The sequence below is a fragment of the Streptomyces sp. NBC_00557 genome (assembly GCF_036345995.1).
In the GTDB taxonomy this organism is placed as follows: Bacteria; Actinomycetota; Actinomycetes; order Streptomycetales; family Streptomycetaceae; genus Streptomyces.
Genome location: NZ_CP107796.1, coordinates 901,602 through 919,523, shown reverse-complemented (window position 1 = coordinate 919,523; position 17,922 = coordinate 901,602). Strand labels below are relative to the sequence as shown.

The window sequence follows — 17,922 nt, the reverse complement described above, 5'->3', positions numbered from 1 at the left end:
CCCTCGGGGACACACCGAACGGAGGTGCCAGGTCATGGAGTCCCGGCCACTGCGCTACTTCGTCGCCGTCGCGGAGGAGCTCAACTTCACCCGGGCCGCGGAACGGCTGGGCATCTCCGTCCCGCCCCTGTCCCGCGCCATCCGCAAACTCGAGGCCGACCTGGGCATCACCCTCTTCGAGCGCAGCACCCACAACGTCACCCTCACCCCGTCCGGCACCGTCCTGCTGGAGGAGGCCCGCGCCGCCCTCGACGCCCTGCACGCCGCCTGCCGACGGGCCCAGCGGGCGGCGGGACCGGAGCCCAGGCTCGTCCTGGCCGTCAAGGCCGACGGAGACGCGGGCCTGCTGGAACCCCTCCTGACCCGCTATGCCGCCGAGCCGGGGGCCCGGCCCGTCACCGTACGCCTCTCCGGCTGGCGCGAGCAGACACGGCTGCTGCGCGCGGGCGAGGCCGACGCGGCCCTGGTGTACGAGCCCTTCGACCGCCGGGGCCTGGACGCCGAGCGGCTGGCCGTGGAGCCCCGCCTCGCGGCCCTCCCGGCCACCCACCCCCTCGCCGCCCGCGCCCACCTCACCCTCGCCGACCTCGCCCTGCCCGGCGTCGAACCGGGCCACGCCGACGGACTGCCCGCCTACCTGGACACGGTCGTGGCCCGATACGCCATCGCCGACCTGTCCCAGCTGCTCGCCCTCGTCGAACTCGGCGAGGTGGTCACGCTCCTCCCCGAATCGGTCACCACCCGCTACCCCCGCCCGGGCGTCGTCTACCGCCGGATTCCGGACGCGCCCCCGGCCGCCCTGTCCATCGCCTGGCCCCAGCAGTCCCGCTCGACCGCCACGGCGGCACTGGTCCGCGCGGCCCTCGCAGTGGCTCCGGCAGCCGGGGCGGCGGCATGACAGACACGGCGCTCAGGTCCGCCGGCACCGCAGCGGCCGAAGCGATGACGGGACCGAACGGGCGTTCCGCCGGCTCGGAGCGCGCAACGCCCCGCGCTGCCCTGGGAGTTGCCCCGTAGCTCCACGAGGCTGAGGGGCATGCCGTGTCCGGGTCGGTACCGATGCGCCGGCCGGGCAAAGCGAACGCCCGAGGTTCTCCGGTGGGATTGCGCGGGTGTCGCCGCCACCAGCACAGAGCGCGGCCGGGCGTTCACCATGCCAGCGACAGATGCCGTCCTCCGGCCGCGCTGGTGCAGCAGCTCTCCCGCCTCGGTTTCCGTGGCTTCGGGCGGGAGGGTTCTCACGCCGAATCCGTAAACGCTGCGAGCGTCCGGTTGAGTTCGGACGCCGTGCCCGGCCGGTCCGGTGCAGGCGGCGCGTGGTCGGGCCCCGCCTCGTCCACAAGGACTCGCACAGTCTCGACGAGGGCGACCATGACCGGGTACCGCGTCGAGCACAAGTCTGATCACGGCGGCCCGGACCGGTGGGTACTTCTAGGATCTGCGGCATGGCGACAAGACTCGTGCAGATCAACATGAAGGCCCACGACGACGCCGCGCTCGGCCGGTTCTGGGCGGAGGCCCTCGGCTGGGGTGTCGACAGCGAGGGACCCGGCGTGACCAACCTCGAACCCGTGGGCTTCGCCTACCCCGACCCCGTGGCCGTCTGCATCGACATCGTCGCCCGCCCGGAACCCAAGACGGTCAAGAACCGGGTGCACCTCGATCTGGCCACCACCTCGACCGCCCATCAGGCGGAGTTGGTCGCGCGCCTGAGGGATCTCGGCGCGACGCTCGCCGACGTGGGTCAGGGCGATGTCCCCTGGACGGTCATGGCCGACCCGGAGGGCAACGAGTTCTGCGTCCTGGAGCCCCGCCCGATCCACCAGGACACCGGCCCGGTCGCCGCGGTGGTGGTCGACTGCACCGACCCACGGGGGATGGCCCGGTTCTGGGGCCAGGCGATGGACTGGACGCTGCACGAGGTCACCGACGACCACGCGACCATGCGCTCCGCCAAAGGCGTCGGCCCCTACCTGGAGTTCGTCCGTACCCCCGACACCAAGAGCGTGTGGAACCGCGTCCACCTCGACGTCTGCCCCTACCCCGGTGACGACCTGGCCGCGGAGGCGGCCCGACTGCGCGCCTTGGGAGCCACCGACCCCGGCATCGACCAGTCCGCGATCTCGTGGACGGTTCTGGCCGACCCGGAGGGCAACGAGTTCTGCCTTCTCACTCCGCGCTGACCTCGGGCCGCGGCCCCGGCCGGTGTCGCATGGTGCGGGGGGATCGGACCGTCCAGGCCGCCCCTCCGACCGGCCCGCAGATCGAAGGAACGAGGAAAACCGGCCGCGCGTACCCCGACCGGGGACACCATCCGCCGGCGCTGAACGCGGCAGGAACCCGGGGACCAGAAGGCCCGGGAACGTTCCGGGCGTTGGGCTGGGCAGGCGGAAACTCCTGCGCAGTCTCCTGCCCGGTTTCCAGGAACGGTTCGGTTCACCAGGGCACCGTCCGGCCCCAGCGGTCCAGGTAGGCGAGGCCGGGCGTACCGAGTCGGGACAGCAGGACGTCCACGAGGAGGGGGACGCTCTCCTCGACGGTGTACGGCGCGTCCGGCCCGCCGAGCGCGGTGCGGATCCAGCCCGGTGCCAGGAGGGCGAAGCCGCGCTGTGTCCCGGCCTGCCGGACGGCGAAGCTGCGCATGAACATGTTCAAGGCCGCTTTGCTACCCCGGTAGACCTCGCGGCCCGCGGTCGTGTTGTTCGTGATGCTGCCCTGTCCGGACGACATCGCTCCGATGAGGCCGGTGGGGGACACCAGGTCCTCGAGCGCCTCGATGACGCGCATGGGGCTGAGGGCGTTGGTGACCATCACCTCGACGAAGTCGTCCGTCGCCACCTGGCCGATGGGGGTCTGTTCGTTGTTCGTGGTACCGGCGTTGACGAAGAGCAGGTCCAGCCGTCGGTCCGCAAGGCGCTCGTGCAGGGGCGCGAGGTGGTCGGGCTCGTTGATGTCGAGATGCTCGACGGTGACGCGGCCCTCGGCCCGGTCGGCGAGATCGTGCAGGGGCGTTCGCGCAGCGGTGCCGCGGACCGTGCCGATGACACGCCAGCCTCGGGCGAGGAACTCGGCCGCCATCGCCTGGCCGAGGCCGCGCGAGGCCCCGACGATGAGGGCGGTCGGCGTGTGCTGCTCAGTCGCATTCGATGACATACGGCGTCGTCTCCCTGCGTGGAAGTAGCGAGCTCATCGGGTGCGTCCTGGACCGGGACCGCCTCGGGGCGGCACCGGAGCACGGCACTGCAGTGGCTCTTCATCGGTACGCATCAAGTGTCATCGGCGTGCTGCCGCGGGTGCGATGAAGGCACCCGGATACGTAGGATTCCGGCTGTGGCAGGTACGCCCATGCGTGGATCCGTCGCGATCCAGCCCGACGATGTGCGCATCATTCGCGCACTGCAGGTCGCCCCGAGAGCCTCCTTCGCCTCGATGGCAGCCGCGCTCGACCTCACCGAAAGCACTGTCAGGCGCCGGTACCGGCGCCTGCACGCCGACGGCGTCATCCGCGTCATCGGTGTCGTCAACCCGGGAGCGCTGGGGCAGAGCAGATGGCTGGTACGGCTGCGCTGCCGGCCCGGCAGCGTCGCGGCGATCGCGGGCGCACTCGCCAAGCGGGACGATGTCAACTGGGTGGCCCTGGTCGCGGCCGGCTCGGAAGTCACGTGCGCGACGCAGTCACGGGACGAAGCGCAGCGGGAGGAACTCCTCGGCCGACGGCTCCCGCGCACCGCGGCGGTGCTCGACATCAACGCCTTCGCGATGCTCCGCCAGTTCATGGGAGGCCGCGGACACTACTGGGCCGCGCTGCACGGCGCGCTGTCCCCGCGGCAGGAAACCATGCTCGGGAGCGACGGCCCCCCGTTCACGGAGTCTCCGGTCGTCACCGACGACCCCGTACACCTCACCGGCGAGGACGAGAAGATCCTCGACGCGCTCGCTGCGGACGGCCGGGCCAGCCTCGTCGGCCTCGCCACGGCGGCGGGCTCCACACCAGGCCGCGTGTCCCGCCGCCTCCACACCCTGCTCCTTCAACGCGTCGTCCACATCGACGTCGAGATCGCCCCGGCAGCCTTGGGCTATCACGCGCGGGCCAACCTGTGGCTGCGCGTACACCCGTCAGAGGTGAAGAACGTCGGACGCTCGCTGGCAGGAGAACCCGAGATCGCCTTCGTCGCGGCCATCTCCGGCCCGTTCAACATCCATGCCGTCGCCCACTGCCGGGACTTCGACGAACTCTTCGCCTTCACGTCGGATCGCATCGGGCGCCTGCCCGGCCTGCAGAGCATGGAAGTCTCGCCTGTCCTACGGCATGTCAAGCAAGCCGGCACGCTGGTGTCCGGCGATCGCCTCGTCGGGCCACCGGCTCAGGCGGCCGCGAGGGGCATCGAGTGCAGTGACAACAGTCGACAGCGGTGACAGCAGAGGTACCGGCGCTCGCGCACCTACGCGTCGGGATCACGGAGGCCGACTGCGTCATGCCGCCAGAACGGCTCTGCGTAGACCAGCGTCCCCGTCATCCACGGCTCGTATCTCGGCAGCCGGATGGCCTGGAAGGCGCCGTCAGGGATACGCAGGGACGGCTTCCGGAAGCCCAGGCCGTCACCGGGCGCGAAGCCGAAACGCGAGTAATAGCCCGGATCGCCCTCCACGAAGACGAGGGGGACAACGCGCTCGGCGAGGATGCCCAGTCCGTGTCGGACCAGGGCCGAGCCGATACCGCGTGCCTGGAACTCGGGCAGCACGGCCAGTGGGCTGAGGACCTGGACGTCGACCAGCCGCCGAGGGGCGTCGAGCAGACTGCGGGTGAACATGACGTGGCCGACGACCTGCCTGTCGTGCTCGGCGACCAGCGAGAGACCGTCCTCGGGCGTGACGGTGTCCCGCAGGGTGCCGACCAGATCGGCCACGACGAGACCATGGTCACCGAACGCCCGCAGGTGAACGTCCCGCACGGCCTGTCTGTCGCTCGGAAGTTCTTCGCGGAGATCCATGTCCGGAGGGTAGGGGCCCCGCCGGGTGGCTCGCATGCCGTTGTGGAGCCGGCAGGACACGCGGGCGCGTATATCGCGTTGTGGGCCCCGGTGCGCCGCCATAAGGTCACCGGCATGTCTCTACGTCTCCGTATGCGTCAGGCACTGCCGGAAGCGATGCGCGCCCGTGACAAGGCGGCGGTGAGCGCCCTGCGCGCAACGCTTGCTGCGCTGGACAACGCCGAGACGGTGCTCGTGGACGAAACCGAGCTCCGCGGCGGGGCCCTTGAGCAGGCGCCGGTCGGTGTCGGCGTCACCGAAGCAGCGCGACGTGAACTGAGCGAGCGGAGTGTGGCGGAGGTCGTGCGCGCCGAGGCCGCCGAGCGACTGGAGGTTGCAGCGCGGTTGACTGCGCCCGCACACGCTGACCGAGCCGCACGACTCCGCGCGGAGGCCTCCGTGCTGCTCCGCTTCCTCGACGATCCCGGCCCCGCATAGGAAACGGCGTCACATCGCGCCCGAAGGGACGCGGGAGAGGCTGAAAAGCCAGGGGCTGCCGAAGATCCAGGTCGGTCTCAGCCCCGCCCAGCCCGCAGCCCGCCGATCCCTCGGCTCGCCGCAGCCCCGATCAGGCCTGGCCTGCCAGGAAGCCGCTCAGCCCGCAGCCCGACCGGCCCCTCGGCTCGCCGCAGCCCGACCAGTCTTCAGCCGGCTGCAGCCCCGATCAGGCCTGGCCTGGCCGGAACGGGACCAGTCCTCACCCCGCAAGCCCAGGGTCTCAGTCCGCCGAGTCCCGATCAGGCCCGGCCTGCCCAGAGCAGGACTAGCCTCAGCTTGCCGCAGTCCGACCAGACTCCAGCCCGCACGGCACGCCCCATCAGCCCGCCCCGCCTGGACTCTGCCCCAGCCCCCCAGCCCCCACCGCGCCGCAGCCCCGGCCAGCCCGCCCCGCAGCCCCCTCAAGCCCCCCACCCCGCCTGCTGTCCCCCGACCCGTTCCTTGGTGATCCTCTCGGCCCAGCCGGAGCGGCGGTAGGCGACTACCGGGTCGGGGTCCAGGCCCAGTTCCTCGCGGACCTCGGCCAGCAGCGGCCGTACGTCCGTGTTGTACGCGTCCATCAGCACCGCGTTCGCGCCGAGCACGTCGCCCTCGTGCTGGGCGGCTGCCAGCGCCTCGCGGTCGACGAGGAGTGCCTTGGCCGTGGCCTCCTGGACGTTCATGACCGAGCGGATGATCGCCGGGATCTTCGCCTCGATGTTGTGGCACTGGTCGAGCATGAAGGCGACCTCGGAGGTGAGCCCGCCGCCCCGGACGACCTCGTACATGATGCGGAAGAGCTGGAAGGGGTCGGCGGCGCCGACCATGAGGTCGTCGTCGGCGTAGAAGCGGGAGTTGAAGTCGAACCCGCCGAGCTTTCCCTCCCGCAGCAGGGTGGCGACGATGAACTCGATGTTGGTGCCGGGCGCGTGGTGCCCGGTGTCCACGACCACCTGGGCCTTGTCGCCCAGCTTGAGACAGTGCGCGTAGGCCGTACCCCAGTCCGGGACGTCGGTGGCGTAGAAGGCGGGCTCGAAGAACTTGTACTCCAGCAGCATCCGCTGCCCGTCCCCGAGCCGCTCGTACACCTCCGCCAGCGCCTCGGCGAGCCGGTCCTGCCGCTCCCGGATGTCGTCCTGGCCCGGATAGTTCGTGCCGTCGGCGAACCACAGCTTCAGATCCCTGGAGCCCGTGGCGTCCATGATGTCGACGCACTCCAGCAGATGGTCGACGGCCTTGCGCCGGACCGCCGGATCCGCGTGGCAGACGCTGCCGAGCCGGTAGTCGTCGTCCTGGAAGGTGTTGGAGTTGATCGCGCCCAGCCTGAGCCCGTGCTCCTCGGCGTACTCGGCCAGGGCGGCGTAGTCGTCGACCTTGTCCCACGGGATGTGCAGGGCGACGGTCGGGGCCACGCCGGTGAACTCGTGGACCTTCGCCGCGTCCTGCAGTTTCTCCCACGGATCGCGCGGTACGCCGGGCTGGGCGAACACCTTGAACCGGGTGCCCGAGTTCCCGTACGCCCACGACGGCGTCTCGACGGCCTGGGTCTTGAGCGCGGCCTTCACCGCGACGAGGTCGGTCACTGCGGGGCTCCTGGTGAGGTCGGTCGGACGGGTACGGCCGCATGAAACGATTCAGAACCGCAAGCTATGAGTCCCCCGGTGGGGTGTCAAGCGCTCCGAACGACCCTGCTGCCCGTGACTCCGTAGCGACCTTGGGCTGCTACCGAAAGTCTTTCGATTCGGACCCATTGACGTGACATGGCTGGGGTGCCTACGGTCCCGGGCAATCCAGTTGAAACCTTTCACGACCGTAGCGGAGGCCCCAGCGCCCCTTTCGCGGTGTCGTCGAGGAGCCTGACATGACCCACCCGCCTGACCCGGGGCCGGCGCCGGTGCTGGCGCTGAAGGGCGTCTCCAAGTCCTTCGGCGCCGTGCGCGCCCTCAGGGACGTCTCCCTGGAACTGCTGCCCGGCGAGGTGCACGCCCTTGCCGGCGAGAACGGCGCGGGCAAGTCGACCCTCATCAAGACCCTCGCCGGGGTGCACCGGCCGGACGCCGGCCAGGTGCTGCTCGACGGCGAGCCCGTCGTCTTCCACGGACCCGGCGACGCCCGCGTCAACACCCTGACCCGCAGCAGGTGAACGCGATGGCCGTCTCCGCTCAGGACCCCGGCGCCCTGTGCACCGCGCTGAAGCAGGCGATGAGCAACGGCGCCAAGGTCGTCACCTACGACTCCGACACCAACCCCGACTGCCGCAACGCCTTCGTCTCGCAGGCGTCCGCCGAGGACCTCGGCCGTACCGAGGTGCAGCTGCCGGCCAAGCAGATCGGCTACAAGGGCGAGATCGCCGTCCTGTCGGCGGCGCAGACCGCCACGAACCAGAACACCTGGATCGGGCACATGAAGGACGAGCTGAAGGACCCCCAGTACAAGAACGTCAAGCTGGTCAAGATCGCGTACGGCGACGACGACGCCCAGCAGTCCTTCCAGCAGACCCAGGGCCTGCTCCAGCAGTACCCGGACCTGAAGGGGATCATCTCCCCGACCGCCGTCGGCATCAAGGCCGCCGCCCAGTACCTGTCGGGCTCCAAGTACAAGGGCAAGGTCAGCCTGACCGGCCTCGGCACCCCCAACGACATGCGCAGGTACGTCAAGAACGGCACGGTCGAGGCCTTCGAGCTGTGGGACCCGGCGAAGCTCGGCGACCTCGCCGCCCGCACCGCGGTCGCGCTGGCGTCCGGGCAGATCAGCGGCAAGGAGGGCGAGACCTTCAAGGCCGGCGGGACGACGTACACCATCGGCAGGGACGGCGTGATCAACCTGGGCAAGCCGACCGTGTTCGACGCGAAGAACATCGACCAGTTCGACTTCTAGGCGGACAGGGGTACCGATGCGGCGCGTGTCTTCCTGCTGAAGGTCAGGGCCGTCCCCCCTCTACGTGGCCGGCTTCGCGCTGCTGTCATGACGGTAATGTGAAGGTCGTCCCGCCGCCCCTCGTCCCCTGGAGGTCTTCGCCCGATGGCCCAGTCGGTGGGTATCAAGGATGTCGCCCGTGCCGCCGGAGTGTCGGTGGGCACGGTGTCGAACGTCATCAACCGCCCGGACACCGTCGCCAGCGAGACCCGGGCGCGGGTGCTGTCGGCGATCGACCGGCTGGGCTACGTCCGCAGCGAGTCCGCACGGCAGTTGCGCGCGGGCCGCAGCCGGATCATGGGCCTGCTCGTGCTCGACATGGGCAACCCGTTCTTCGTGGACGTGGCGCGCGGTGCGGAGCGGACGGCCCGCGACGCGGGGCTCGGCGTGATGGTGTGCAACAGCGCCCAGAACGCGGGCGAGGAGGCCGAGTACCTGTCCCTGTTCGCCGAGCAGCGGGTGCGCGGGGTGCTGCTGACCCCGGCCGACGCCACCGGCCGGAACATCAGGGCGTTCCGCCGGCACGGCATCCCGTTCGTGCTGGTCGACCGGGTCGCCGAGGGCGCGACCGAGTGCTCGGTGTCCGTGGACGACGTGGCCGGCGGCGCACTCGCGGTCCGTCATCTGGTGGACGCCGGGCACCGGTCCATCGCGTACGTCAGCGGACCGCCCGGCCTCAACCAGGTCCGCGATCGGCGCACCGGCGCGCTGAACGCCCTCGCCGAGGCCGGGCTCGGCCCCGAGGCGCTGCGCGAGCTGCCCACCGAACGCCTCGACGTGGCCGCCGGCCGCGACGCGGGCGCCCGGCTGCTCGGCCTCGCCGACCGCCCCACCGCCGTGTTCTGCGCCAACGACCTCCTCGCCCTCGGCGTCCTGCAGGCCATGTACGCGGCGGGCGTCGCCGTCCCCGACGACCTCGCGATCGTCGGCTACGACGACATCGAGTTCGCGGCGGCGGCCGCCGTACCGCTGACCTCGGTGCGGCAGCCCGCCGTCACCATGGGCGCCCTCGCCGCCGAGCTGCTGCTGGAGGAGACCGAACAGGGCGAGGGCGCGGGCCCGCACGAGCACCGCCGGGTGGTGCTCCAGCCGGAGCTGGTGGTGCGCCGCTCCAGCCTCGCCGCCCGCTGACCCCGGCGTGCCGCCGGAAACCGGAGGTCCGGGTCTCCGCCCGCGCCCGGTGATGTGCTGAACTGGCTCCCGTCCGTTCCGTGCCGTCCGTTTCGGGAGCCCCGTTGAGCCTCAGCTACCGCCAGCCCGGCGTCGTTCTCACCGACCGCCGTTTCACCGTGCCGCTGGACCACGCCCGGCCGGACGGCGAGACGATCGAGCTGTACGCCCGGGAAGTGGTCGCCGGCGACAAGGCCGGACAGGAACTGCCCTGGCTGCTCTACCTGCAGGGCGGGCCGGGCTTCGGGGCGAATCGTTTCGTCGGACGTCAGTCCTGGCTCGACCGGGCCCTGAAGGACTACCGGGTGCTGCTGCTCGACCAGCGCGGCACCGGCAGTTCCACGCCCGCCACCCGGCAGACGCTGCCGCTGCGCGGCGGCCCCGCCGAGCAGGCCGACTACCTCACCCGCTTCCGCGCCGACTCCATCGTCCGGGACTGCGAGGCCATCCGCCGCCAGGTCACCGGAGGCGCCCCCTGGACCGTGCTAGGCCAGAGCTTCGGCGGTTTCTGCGCGGTGTCGTACCTCTCCCTGGCCCCCGAGGGCCTGGACACCGTCGTCATCACCGGAGGTCTGCCCTCCCTGCACGCCCACGCCGACGACGTCTACCGCGCGGCCTATCCGCGCATCGAGCGCAAGGTCACCGCGCACTACGCCCGCTACCCCCAGGACGTGGAGCGGGCCCGCCGGATCGCCGACCACCTCCTCACCCACGAGGTGACCCTCCCGAACGGCTACCGGTTCACCGTCGAGGCGTTCCAGTCCCTCGGCCTGATGCTCGGTATGGGCGACGGCAGCCACCGGCTGCACCACCTGCTCGAGGACGCCTTCGTGCGCACACCGGCCGGCCCGGAGCTGTCCGACGCCTTCCAGGAGCAGGCCCAGTCCCTGCTGTCGTACGCCGCCCACCCCCTGTACGCCCTGGTCCACGAGGCGACCTACGGCCAGGACGCCCGCCCCACCGCCTGGTCCGCGGAGCGGGTCCGCGCCGAGTTCCCGCAGTTCGACGCGGCCAAGGCGCTCGCCGGCGACGCACCGGTGCTGTTCACCGGCGAGACCGTCCACCCCTGGATGTTCGACGCCGATCCGGCCCTGCGGCCGCTGCGCGAGACCGCCGACCTGCTCGCCGCCCGCACCGACTGGGCTCCCCTGTACGACCCGGCCCGCCTCGCCGCCAACGAGGTCCCGGCCGTGGCCGCCGTCTACCACGACGACATGTACGTCGACACCGCCCACTCTCTGGAGACCGCCCGCGCCATCCGCGGCCTGCGCACCTGGGTCACGAACGAGTACGAACACGACGGCCTGCGCACCGGCGCACCTCGGGTACTGGACCGCCTGCTGGCGATGGCCCGCGACGAGGTGTGAGACAGGTTCGGGGTGCTCGGCCGCAGAGTCAGTCCTACCGGCCCGGCTTGCACACCTCGGTGACGGCCTGCCTCTCGCCCTGCGGTGTGTACGTGATGCTCTTGCCGTCCGTGTTGAAGCGCAGCCGCACCGAGCCGTCGTCGTAGGCCCCGCCGGGCGCCAGGATCTGCTGCACGAAATGACCGGTGCCCGAGACGACGACGGCGCGTCCCTCGGAGATCAGCACGTAGGTGTTGTCGACGCCGGTGGAGCAGGACGGGAGGCTGCCACTTGACGGCGGCACGGCTTCGCCGACCTGGAAGGACGGCGACGGCGACGGGCTCGCGGCGGCCGTGGACGGGACGGCGCCGGCCAGGATCTGGACGGCGAGCGCGGCACCGCTCAGCACGGCGGCAAGGGCGAGCTGGGGCGTGCTGGGCATGAGCGACTCCTTTGCCGGTCGGTTCGAGCATCGCTCCTCACACACGAGGGAAGGCCTTCCGGCACCGGTCGGCGAACGCGCGTGGGCCGGACGGGTGAACCCGGGCACGTCCGGCGGCCCTGGACCGTGCACCGGTGGCGGTCACGCGGCCGGTGGCCGACCATGTGCCGCGCACCGGCCCCCGCAGCGGCAGGAGCGGCCCGGACCGTACGGCCCAGTAGGCTGCCCGCATGCCAGATCCGATAGCCGGCCTTCCGGAGCTGCGCGGTGACTGCGCGCGCTGCTTCGGGCTGTGCTGTGTCGCCCTGCCCTTCGCCGCCTCCGCGGACTTCGCGCTGAACAAGCCCGCCGGGAAGCCCTGTCCCAGTCTCCGGGACGACCACCGCTGCGGCATCCACGCCGACCTGCGGACGAAGGGGTTCACCGGCTGCACGGTCTACGACTGCTTCGGCGCCGGGCAGAAGGTCTCGCAGGTCACCTTCGGCGGCCAGGACTGGCGTACGGGCGGCAAGGAGCACGCCCGGCGGATGTTCGACGCGTTCCCGGTCGTACGGCAGCTGCACGAACTGCTGTGGTACCTCACCGAGGCGCTCGCCCTGCCCGCCGCCCGCCCGGTCCACCCCGAGCTGCGGCGGGCGCTGGAGGAGACCGAGCGGCTGACCCGGCAGACCCCCGAGGCGCTTGCGGCGATGGACGTGGCCGCGCACCGGCAGCGGGTCAACGTGCTGCTGCTGCGGACCAGCGAGCTGGCCCGGGCCGGCGCCGGCGGCGGAAAGGGCGGCAGGAAGGACAAGGCCAAGGGGAAGGACCGCCGGGGCGCCGATCTCGTCGGGGCCCGGCTGCGCGGCGCCGATCTGCGCGGGGCGAGCCTGCGCGGCGCCTACCTGATCGCCGCCGACCTCACCGGCGCCGACCTGCGCGACGCGGACATGATCGGCGCGGACCTGCGGGACGCCGACCTGAGCGACGCGGACCTGACCGGCGCGTTCTTCCTCACCCAGCCGCAGGTCAACGCGGCACGCGGGAACGCCGGAACCCGGCTGCCCGCGTCAGTCGCCCGGCCGGTGCACTGGGCAGCCGCCGGCTGACGCCGACTGCTCGGCCGCGACGGCCACCGCGGACGAGGGACACGAGAGGGCGTCGTCCGCGGGCTCTCCCGCACCCGCACCCGCGTCCCCGGCCCCGTCTCGCGCCGCCTCCGGGCGCTTGCGCCGCTCCAGTGCCAGCCGCAGCCCCTCCGGCATCACCGTCAGCCGCTCGGTGACGCGCAGCCGGTACCCGGGGTCGGCGATCAGGTCGTAGCGGCGCAGCAGCAGGCCGAGGACCAGGGTCGCCTCGTGCAGGGCGAACTGGCGGCCGATGCAGGCGCGCGCGCCGGTGCCGAACGGCTTGAAGGTGTGCGGGGGCCTGGCCCGTACCGCCTTCGCGTCGAAGCGGTCCGGGTCGAAGCGCTCGGCGTCCTCGCCCCAGACCTCCGGGTCGCGGTGCAGCATGGGCGTCAGCACCAGGGCCCACGCGCCCCGCCGCATCGGATGATCGCCGGCCAGTACGGTGTCCCGCACGGCCTCGCGGGCGAAGGCCGGGGCGGTCGGCCACAGGCGCAGCGACTCGTCCAGCACCCGGCGGACGTACCGCAGCTTGGCCACCTGCTCGTAGCCGGGCTGCGCCGCATCGCCCCAGACGCGGTCCACCTCGGCCCGGGCCCGGGCGGCGATCTCGGGGTGCCGGGCGAGGTAGTACAGGGCGAAGGACAGGGCGCCCGAGGTGGTCTCGTGGCCCGCGACCAGGAACGTGATCACCTGCTTGCGGACGTTCTCCGCCGACAGCTTCTCGCCGGTGTCCGGGTGGGCCGTCTCCAGCATGCGGTCCAGCAGGTCGCCGTCCCCGCGGCCGGTGCGCCGCCGCTCCGCGACCAGTTCGTCGACCGTCCTGTTCAAGTGGGCCATGTCGGCCGCGTTGCGGCGGGCGGCGGTGCGCAGCAGCAGCGGGGCCAGCGGCGCGGGCACGCTGTTCAGGCGCTGGGCGTAGGTGAGGGTGCCGACCATCGCGGTGACGAAGGGGTGCGGCCGGTCCCGCTCGAAGGAGCCGAAGTCGTGCCCGAACCCGGTCCGCGCAATCGTCTCCAGGGTCAGCTTGGTCATGTCCCCGGGCACGTCCACCGTGCGCCCGGCCGCCGCCTCGCGGTCCCAGTGGCCGGTCAGCCGGCCGGCGACCGCGAGCATCATGCCGTGGTAGCCCTCCATGGCCTCTCTGCTGAAACCCGGCGCCAGGACGTCGTGGGCCAGCTGCCAGTTGGGCTCGTGGTTGTAGGCGGTGAACAGTCCGTCCCCGGCGACCGGCCGCAGGTTGGCCACGCCCAGACCGACGTGCTTGGCGAACCGGGACTCGTCGGCCAGGTCGGCGACCAGCCGCGCGCCCCACACGAACACGAACTCCTTGCCGAAGGCCCGCCGCCGGAAGATCGGCCCGAGCTCGCGCGCGAACCGCATGGAGTCCTGCAGCGGCGTGCGCCGGTCGACGCCGAGGACGTCGCCGAGCAGCGGCAGCCGGCGCGGCGGGTGCGGGATGCGGTGCAGCTCGGGCCAGCCCTGCTCGGCGCTCCGGAAGCCCTTCGGCAGTCCGGTGTCCGTCGTCTCCGCCATGACGCCGATCTCCCTTGATCCAACCGTGGTCCAACGGACGTGTTGTACGTGGGTTCAATAGCCGGTCCCAGTGTCGTCCGCTTGTTGAACCCGCGTCAAGTAAAGTGGCGCCATGCCCGCGAACCAGGGGGAACGCGTCCGGCGCCGACTCAGCACCGAGGAGCGCCGTGAGCAGCTGCTGTCGGTCGGCGCGAGGCTGTTCTCGGAGAGTCCGTACGACGACGTCTGGATCGAGCAGGTCGCGGAGATCGCCGGGGTCTCCCGCGGGCTGCTGTACCACTACTTCCCGACCAAGCGGGACTTCTTCGCGGCGGTCGTCGAGCGCGAGAGCGAGCGGATGCTGCGCATGACGGCGGCGGTGCCCGGCGTGCCGGTGCGCGAGCAGCTCACCGCCGGCCTGGACACCTACCTCGGCTACGTCCAGGCGCACGCCCACGGCTTCCGCGCCTTCCACCGCGCCGACGCGGCCGGCGACCAGGCCGTGCGCCGGGTCTACCAGCGGGCGCTGGCCGCCCAGGAGCAGCAGATACTCGCCGCGCTGGCCGCCGACCCCGAGTTCGGGCCCGCGTTCGAGAACGCTCCCCACGTCCGCCTGGCCGTGCGCGGCTGGCTCGCCTTCACCACCGCCGTGTGCCTGGAGTGGCTGCGCGACGGCGAGCTGACCCGCGAGCAGGTGCGCGACCTGTGCGCGCGGGCGCTGCTGGGCGTCATCGCCTGACCGCCTGTCCGGCCCCCTGCCCGGGGGCGTGGTTGGCGCGCGCCCCGGTCTCCGATAGGTTAGGCAAGCCTTACCTAAGGAGGTCTCGGATGGGTGACACCCAGGACTGGACCGCCGCACCCGGCGCGGCGGAACGGGCACGGTCGGTGCTGGCCACCGCCTGGTCGTGCGCGGTGACCGCGGACGGCGCCCGGGAGGAGTACGTCGGCGCCCACACCGTGGCCGACGACGGCGCCGTACGGCTGGCGGTGCCCGACGACGGCGCCCTGACGGCCGCCGCCCTGTGCGCCCCGCGCCAGGAACCCCCCGCCGTGCTGGAGTTCGCCGACGTGGCGCCCGTACCGGTGCGGGAGCGGATCCGCGCCCGGCTGTATCTGTCCGGCCGGATCACCCCGGACCGCGGCGGCTTCCTGTTCCGGCCCGCGCGGGTGGTGCTCAGGCGGTCCGGCGGGGCCGTGGTCGTCGGCCTCGACGAGTACGCCGCCGCCCGGCCCGACCCTCTCGCCGGGGCCGAGGCCCGGCTCCTCACCCACCTCGCCGACGCCCACCCGGACGCCGTGGAACGGCTGACCCGCCTGATCCGCCCGGAGAGCCTGCACGCCGTGACCCGCGTGCGGCCCCTCGCCGTCGACCGGCACGGACTCACCCTGCGCATCGAACGCACCCGCGCCCACGGCGACGTACGGCTGCCCTTCCACACGCCCGCCGACGACGTCGCCCAGCTCACCGAGCGCGTGCACGCCCTGCTCGCCCAGGCGAGCGCCGCCGCCTGCCCCCGCGCGCTACAGCGGCAGCGCGCAGACGGCGACGGGTGACGCGAACGGCTCGCCGGCCGGGCGGAGTTCACCGCTCGCCCGGTCCACGTGGAAGACGGTGACCGTGCCCGAGCGCTGGTTCGCCGCGAACAGCAGCCCGCCGTCCGGCGAAAGAGCGATCTGCCGCGGGAAGTCCCCGCCCGCCGGCACCGTGCCGAGCAGCCGCAGCCGGGCGCCGCCGGCCTCGACGGCGTACCGCGCCAGGCTGTTGTCCCCGCGGTTCGCCAGGAACGCGTACCCGCCGTCGGCCGTCACCACGAACTGCGCCGGGTAGTTGGCGCCGCCACCGGAGCCGGTGGGCTGCGGCTCGCCGATCGTCAGCCGCCCGCTGCCCGGCTCGTAGGCGCACACGGCCACCGTGTCGTCCACCTCGTTGGCCAGGTAGGCGTACCGGCCGCCCGGATGGAAGGTGAGATGGCGCGGTCCCGCGCCGGGCCGGGTGTGCGCCCGCGCCACCTCCGTCAGCGTGCCCCGCGCCGGGTCCAGGCGGTAGCTGTAGACCGTGTCGGTGCCGAGGTCGACCGCGAGGACATGGCCGCCGTCCGGGCTGGTGACGAACTGGTGCGCGTGCGGTCCCTGCTGCCCCGGACCGGGCGGTGGGCTGCTGTGCGTGACGAGGTCGGTGCGGTCCCCGGGGGCGCCCGAGGCGTCGAGGGGATGCACGGCGACACTGCCCGAGCCGTAGTGGGCGCTCAGCAGCCAGCGCCCGGAGGGATGCACCGACAGATGGCAGGGGCCGGCGCCGCCCGTGCTCCGGGTGCCGAGGATCCGCCGGTCGGCCAGGCGTACGGCCGTCACCGCGCCGTCCGCACGCTCGTCCACCGCGTACAGCGTGCGGCCGTCCGGATGCACGGCCAGGTACGACGGGTCGGGGACGCCGGTGAGCGTGCCGGAGCCGGTGATCCGGCCGGTCGCCGGGTCGTAGGAGGCCAGCCCGATGCCGGCGCCGCCGCCGGCGGCCGAGGTGTAGGTGCCCACGTACAGCGGACGCGGACCCGGCGGCCCGCCGCGCGGCCGAGCGGGCCCGGGCTCGTCCGCCGCGGCCGGGGCGCCGGACGGCGCCGCCGCAGGGGAGGGCACCGCCACGACAGCCGCCGCGCCCGCCAGGACCCCGGCGAACCGGCGCCGGCTCCAGCGCCCCCGCGCCGGCTCGTCGTCCGTCTCCATGCAGCACCTCAGGTCGTCGGTCGCCCCCCGCGTGACAGCCACCTTGACCGCTGCGAGCCCCCGCGGGCAAGTACGGCAGCCGGCGCCGCCCTCCCTACCACTCGCCGTCCTGCACCGGCTTGCCCGGCGCGTCCTTCAGCGGGGTCACCTGGCCGGGGGACGGCGCCTGCCACGGGTCCAGGTCGTCGCCGAGCCACTCGCCGACCGGCTTGACCGCCCCCAGGGTGTCCGCGGGGGCCAGATCCTCCCCGTCGGCGTCGTAGTAGTCGTACCAGGGCAGTCCCGCCCGGGTGTACGCCGCCCGGTCCACCGGCGACGGCGGCGGCGCCTCGCCGGTGATGCGCCGCCACTGCGGCGGCGTGACCAGATGCACGAACACGCGCCCGGCGGGCTCCTCGGACCAGTCCGTCAGCGGCCGGTCGTCCCGGTACACCTCCTGGCGCATCGCACCGCCGACGCCCAGCCCCATGGCGGCAGCGGCCCGGGGCGCCCCGCCCGGGGCCGGGGGAGGCGGCATCGCTCCGGGCGCGGCCGCCGCCATCGGCACCGGCGCGCCGTACCCGCCCGCCGGACCCGACGCCAGGGCCCGGCGCCGCGCCTCCTCCCGCTCCCGCTCGCGGCGCCGCCACTCGGTCAGCAGCGGCTCCCGCAGCGGGAACGCCTGGAGCTGCACCCCGCCCCACACCTCCTCGCCGGTGACCTGCCCCTCGACCGTCGCGCCGAGGCCCAGCGGGACGGCGACGAACTGGCGGACCGTGCCCTTGCCCGAGTTGATGCCGTCCAGCCACGGCTGGCGGGGGAGCACCAGGTAGTTCTGCGGATCCCGGGCCAGACGGCCGCTCCAGGGCCGGCCGGACACCGCGCACACCTTGCCCACGCCGACCTGGAGCGCCGCCGGCTCGCGTGTGCCGGAGAAGCTCAGCCACATCGCCTCGCGCAGATACACCGGCAGCATCACCCCGCCGCGCGCCCGCCACTCGGCCGGCACCGTGTCGGCATAATCCTGGACCCGGCGGACGGGGAACTCGCCCAGCCCGGGCGGCAGCGGATGCGTGCCCGTCTCCGGCAGCCGCAGCGTGCGGACGAACCGCACCGCCACCCCGCCCGGCAACCGCAGCGTGTTCCCGTCGATCCGCACCCCGGAACCGGTCATCCGGCCCTCCCCCTCGTGTTCGCGCCGGGCCCGCCCGGCGTCCTTG

General features: G+C 72.9%; 16 protein-coding genes and 2 pseudogenes. 11 read left to right on the top strand and 7 right to left on the bottom strand.

Going from position 1 to position 17,922, the window contains the following annotated elements:
- Positions 1-34 precede the first annotated feature (34 nt).
- Entirely contained in the window at positions 35-898 is an 864-nt protein-coding gene (locus tag OG956_RS03460; protein WP_330336432.1) for a LysR family transcriptional regulator, read from the top strand.
- Positions 899-1,445: 547 nt separating this feature from the next.
- Positions 1,446-2,183: a VOC family protein gene (locus tag OG956_RS03455; RefSeq protein ID WP_330336431.1), complete on the top strand. Its 738-nt coding sequence runs from the start codon at positions 1,446-1,448 to the stop codon at positions 2,181-2,183.
- Between the two features lie 253 nt (positions 2,184-2,436).
- Here the strand turns inward: OG956_RS03455 and OG956_RS03450 are convergent, their stop codons facing one another.
- Positions 2,437-3,153 carry an SDR family oxidoreductase gene (locus OG956_RS03450; RefSeq protein WP_330336430.1) on the bottom strand — a complete coding sequence of 239 codons (717 nt, stop codon included), beginning with the start codon at positions 3,151-3,153 and terminating at the stop codon, positions 2,437-2,439.
- Positions 3,154-3,345: 192 nt separating this feature from the next.
- On the opposite strand from OG956_RS03450, the gene OG956_RS03445 reads away from it, so the two are divergent.
- Complete coding sequence (locus OG956_RS03445) at positions 3,346-4,416, top strand: Lrp/AsnC family transcriptional regulator (RefSeq protein ID WP_330336429.1); 1,071 nt, start codon at positions 3,346-3,348, stop codon at positions 4,414-4,416.
- Between the two features lie 26 nt (positions 4,417-4,442).
- Here OG956_RS03445 and OG956_RS03440 read toward each other — a convergent pair whose 3' ends face one another.
- Positions 4,443-4,991, bottom strand: coding sequence for a GNAT family N-acetyltransferase (locus OG956_RS03440; protein WP_330336428.1), 549 nt, complete (start codon positions 4,989-4,991; stop codon positions 4,443-4,445).
- Between the two features lie 156 nt (positions 4,992-5,147).
- Between OG956_RS03440 and OG956_RS03435 the strand changes: the two genes are divergently transcribed.
- Positions 5,148-5,468, top strand: a complete 321-nt coding sequence (locus OG956_RS03435) for a hypothetical protein (protein ID WP_330342725.1) — start codon at positions 5,148-5,150, stop codon at positions 5,466-5,468.
- 461 nt (positions 5,469-5,929) lie between these two features.
- Here the strand turns inward: OG956_RS03435 and rhaI are convergent, their stop codons facing one another.
- Positions 5,930-7,090 (bottom strand): L-rhamnose isomerase, encoded by a 1,161-nt coding sequence (rhaI, locus tag OG956_RS03430; RefSeq protein WP_330336427.1) that lies wholly within the window; start codon positions 7,088-7,090, stop codon positions 5,930-5,932.
- Positions 7,091-7,368: 278 nt separating this feature from the next.
- Here rhaI and OG956_RS03425 point away from each other — a divergent pair.
- The 4 genes and pseudogenes from OG956_RS03425 to OG956_RS03410 form a co-directional block, all read left to right on the top strand.
- Positions 7,369-7,623: pseudogene (locus tag OG956_RS03425) on the top strand (ATP-binding cassette domain-containing protein); the annotation flags it as partial.
- Positions 7,624-8,384, top strand: a pseudogene (gene rhaS, locus OG956_RS03420) (rhamnose ABC transporter substrate-binding protein); the annotation flags it as partial.
- Positions 8,385-8,528: 144 nt separating this feature from the next.
- Positions 8,529-9,554 (top strand): LacI family DNA-binding transcriptional regulator, encoded by a 1,026-nt coding sequence (locus OG956_RS03415; RefSeq protein ID WP_330336426.1) that lies wholly within the window; start codon positions 8,529-8,531, stop codon positions 9,552-9,554.
- A 104-nt stretch (positions 9,555-9,658) separates the two neighbouring features.
- Positions 9,659-10,960 carry an alpha/beta fold hydrolase gene (locus tag OG956_RS03410; RefSeq protein WP_330336425.1) on the top strand — a complete coding sequence of 434 codons (1,302 nt, stop codon included), beginning with the start codon at positions 9,659-9,661 and terminating at the stop codon, positions 10,958-10,960.
- Between the two features lie 34 nt (positions 10,961-10,994).
- On the opposite strand, the gene OG956_RS03405 is transcribed toward OG956_RS03410, so the two are convergent.
- On the bottom strand, positions 10,995-11,381 hold the full coding sequence (locus OG956_RS03405) for a hypothetical protein (RefSeq protein ID WP_330336424.1): 387 nt from the start codon (positions 11,379-11,381) through the stop codon (positions 10,995-10,997).
- Between the two features lie 230 nt (positions 11,382-11,611).
- On the opposite strand from OG956_RS03405, the gene OG956_RS03400 reads away from it, so the two are divergent.
- Positions 11,612-12,469, top strand: a complete 858-nt coding sequence (locus tag OG956_RS03400; protein ID WP_330336423.1) for a pentapeptide repeat-containing protein — start codon at positions 11,612-11,614, stop codon at positions 12,467-12,469.
- Here OG956_RS03400 and OG956_RS03395 read toward each other — a convergent pair.
- Complete coding sequence (locus OG956_RS03395; protein WP_330336422.1) at positions 12,431-14,023, bottom strand: cytochrome P450; 1,593 nt, start codon at positions 14,021-14,023, stop codon at positions 12,431-12,433. The genes OG956_RS03400 and OG956_RS03395 overlap by 39 nt on opposite strands.
- A gap of 112 nt (positions 14,024-14,135) precedes the next feature.
- On the opposite strand from OG956_RS03395, the gene OG956_RS03390 reads away from it, so the two are divergent.
- Together OG956_RS03390 and OG956_RS03385 are read left to right on the top strand one after the other, a co-directional pair.
- Positions 14,136-14,741 carry a TetR/AcrR family transcriptional regulator gene (locus OG956_RS03390; protein ID WP_330336421.1) on the top strand — a complete coding sequence of 202 codons (606 nt, stop codon included), beginning with the start codon at positions 14,136-14,138 and terminating at the stop codon, positions 14,739-14,741.
- 89 nt (positions 14,742-14,830) lie between these two features.
- On the top strand, positions 14,831-15,556 hold the full coding sequence (locus OG956_RS03385; RefSeq protein WP_330336420.1) for a DUF2470 domain-containing protein: 726 nt from the start codon (positions 14,831-14,833) through the stop codon (positions 15,554-15,556).
- On the opposite strand, the gene OG956_RS03380 is transcribed toward OG956_RS03385, so the two are convergent.
- Both OG956_RS03380 and OG956_RS03375 read right to left on the bottom strand, forming a co-directional pair.
- On the bottom strand, positions 15,524-16,723 hold the full coding sequence (locus OG956_RS03380) for a lactonase family protein (protein WP_330336419.1): 1,200 nt from the start codon (positions 16,721-16,723) through the stop codon (positions 15,524-15,526). The two genes, OG956_RS03385 and OG956_RS03380, sit on opposite strands and share 33 nt — an antisense overlap.
- A gap of 94 nt (positions 16,724-16,817) precedes the next feature.
- Positions 16,818-17,876: a hypothetical protein gene (locus OG956_RS03375; protein ID WP_330342724.1), complete on the bottom strand. Its 1,059-nt coding sequence runs from the start codon at positions 17,874-17,876 to the stop codon at positions 16,818-16,820.
- Between the last annotated feature and the right edge of the window lie 46 nt (positions 17,877-17,922).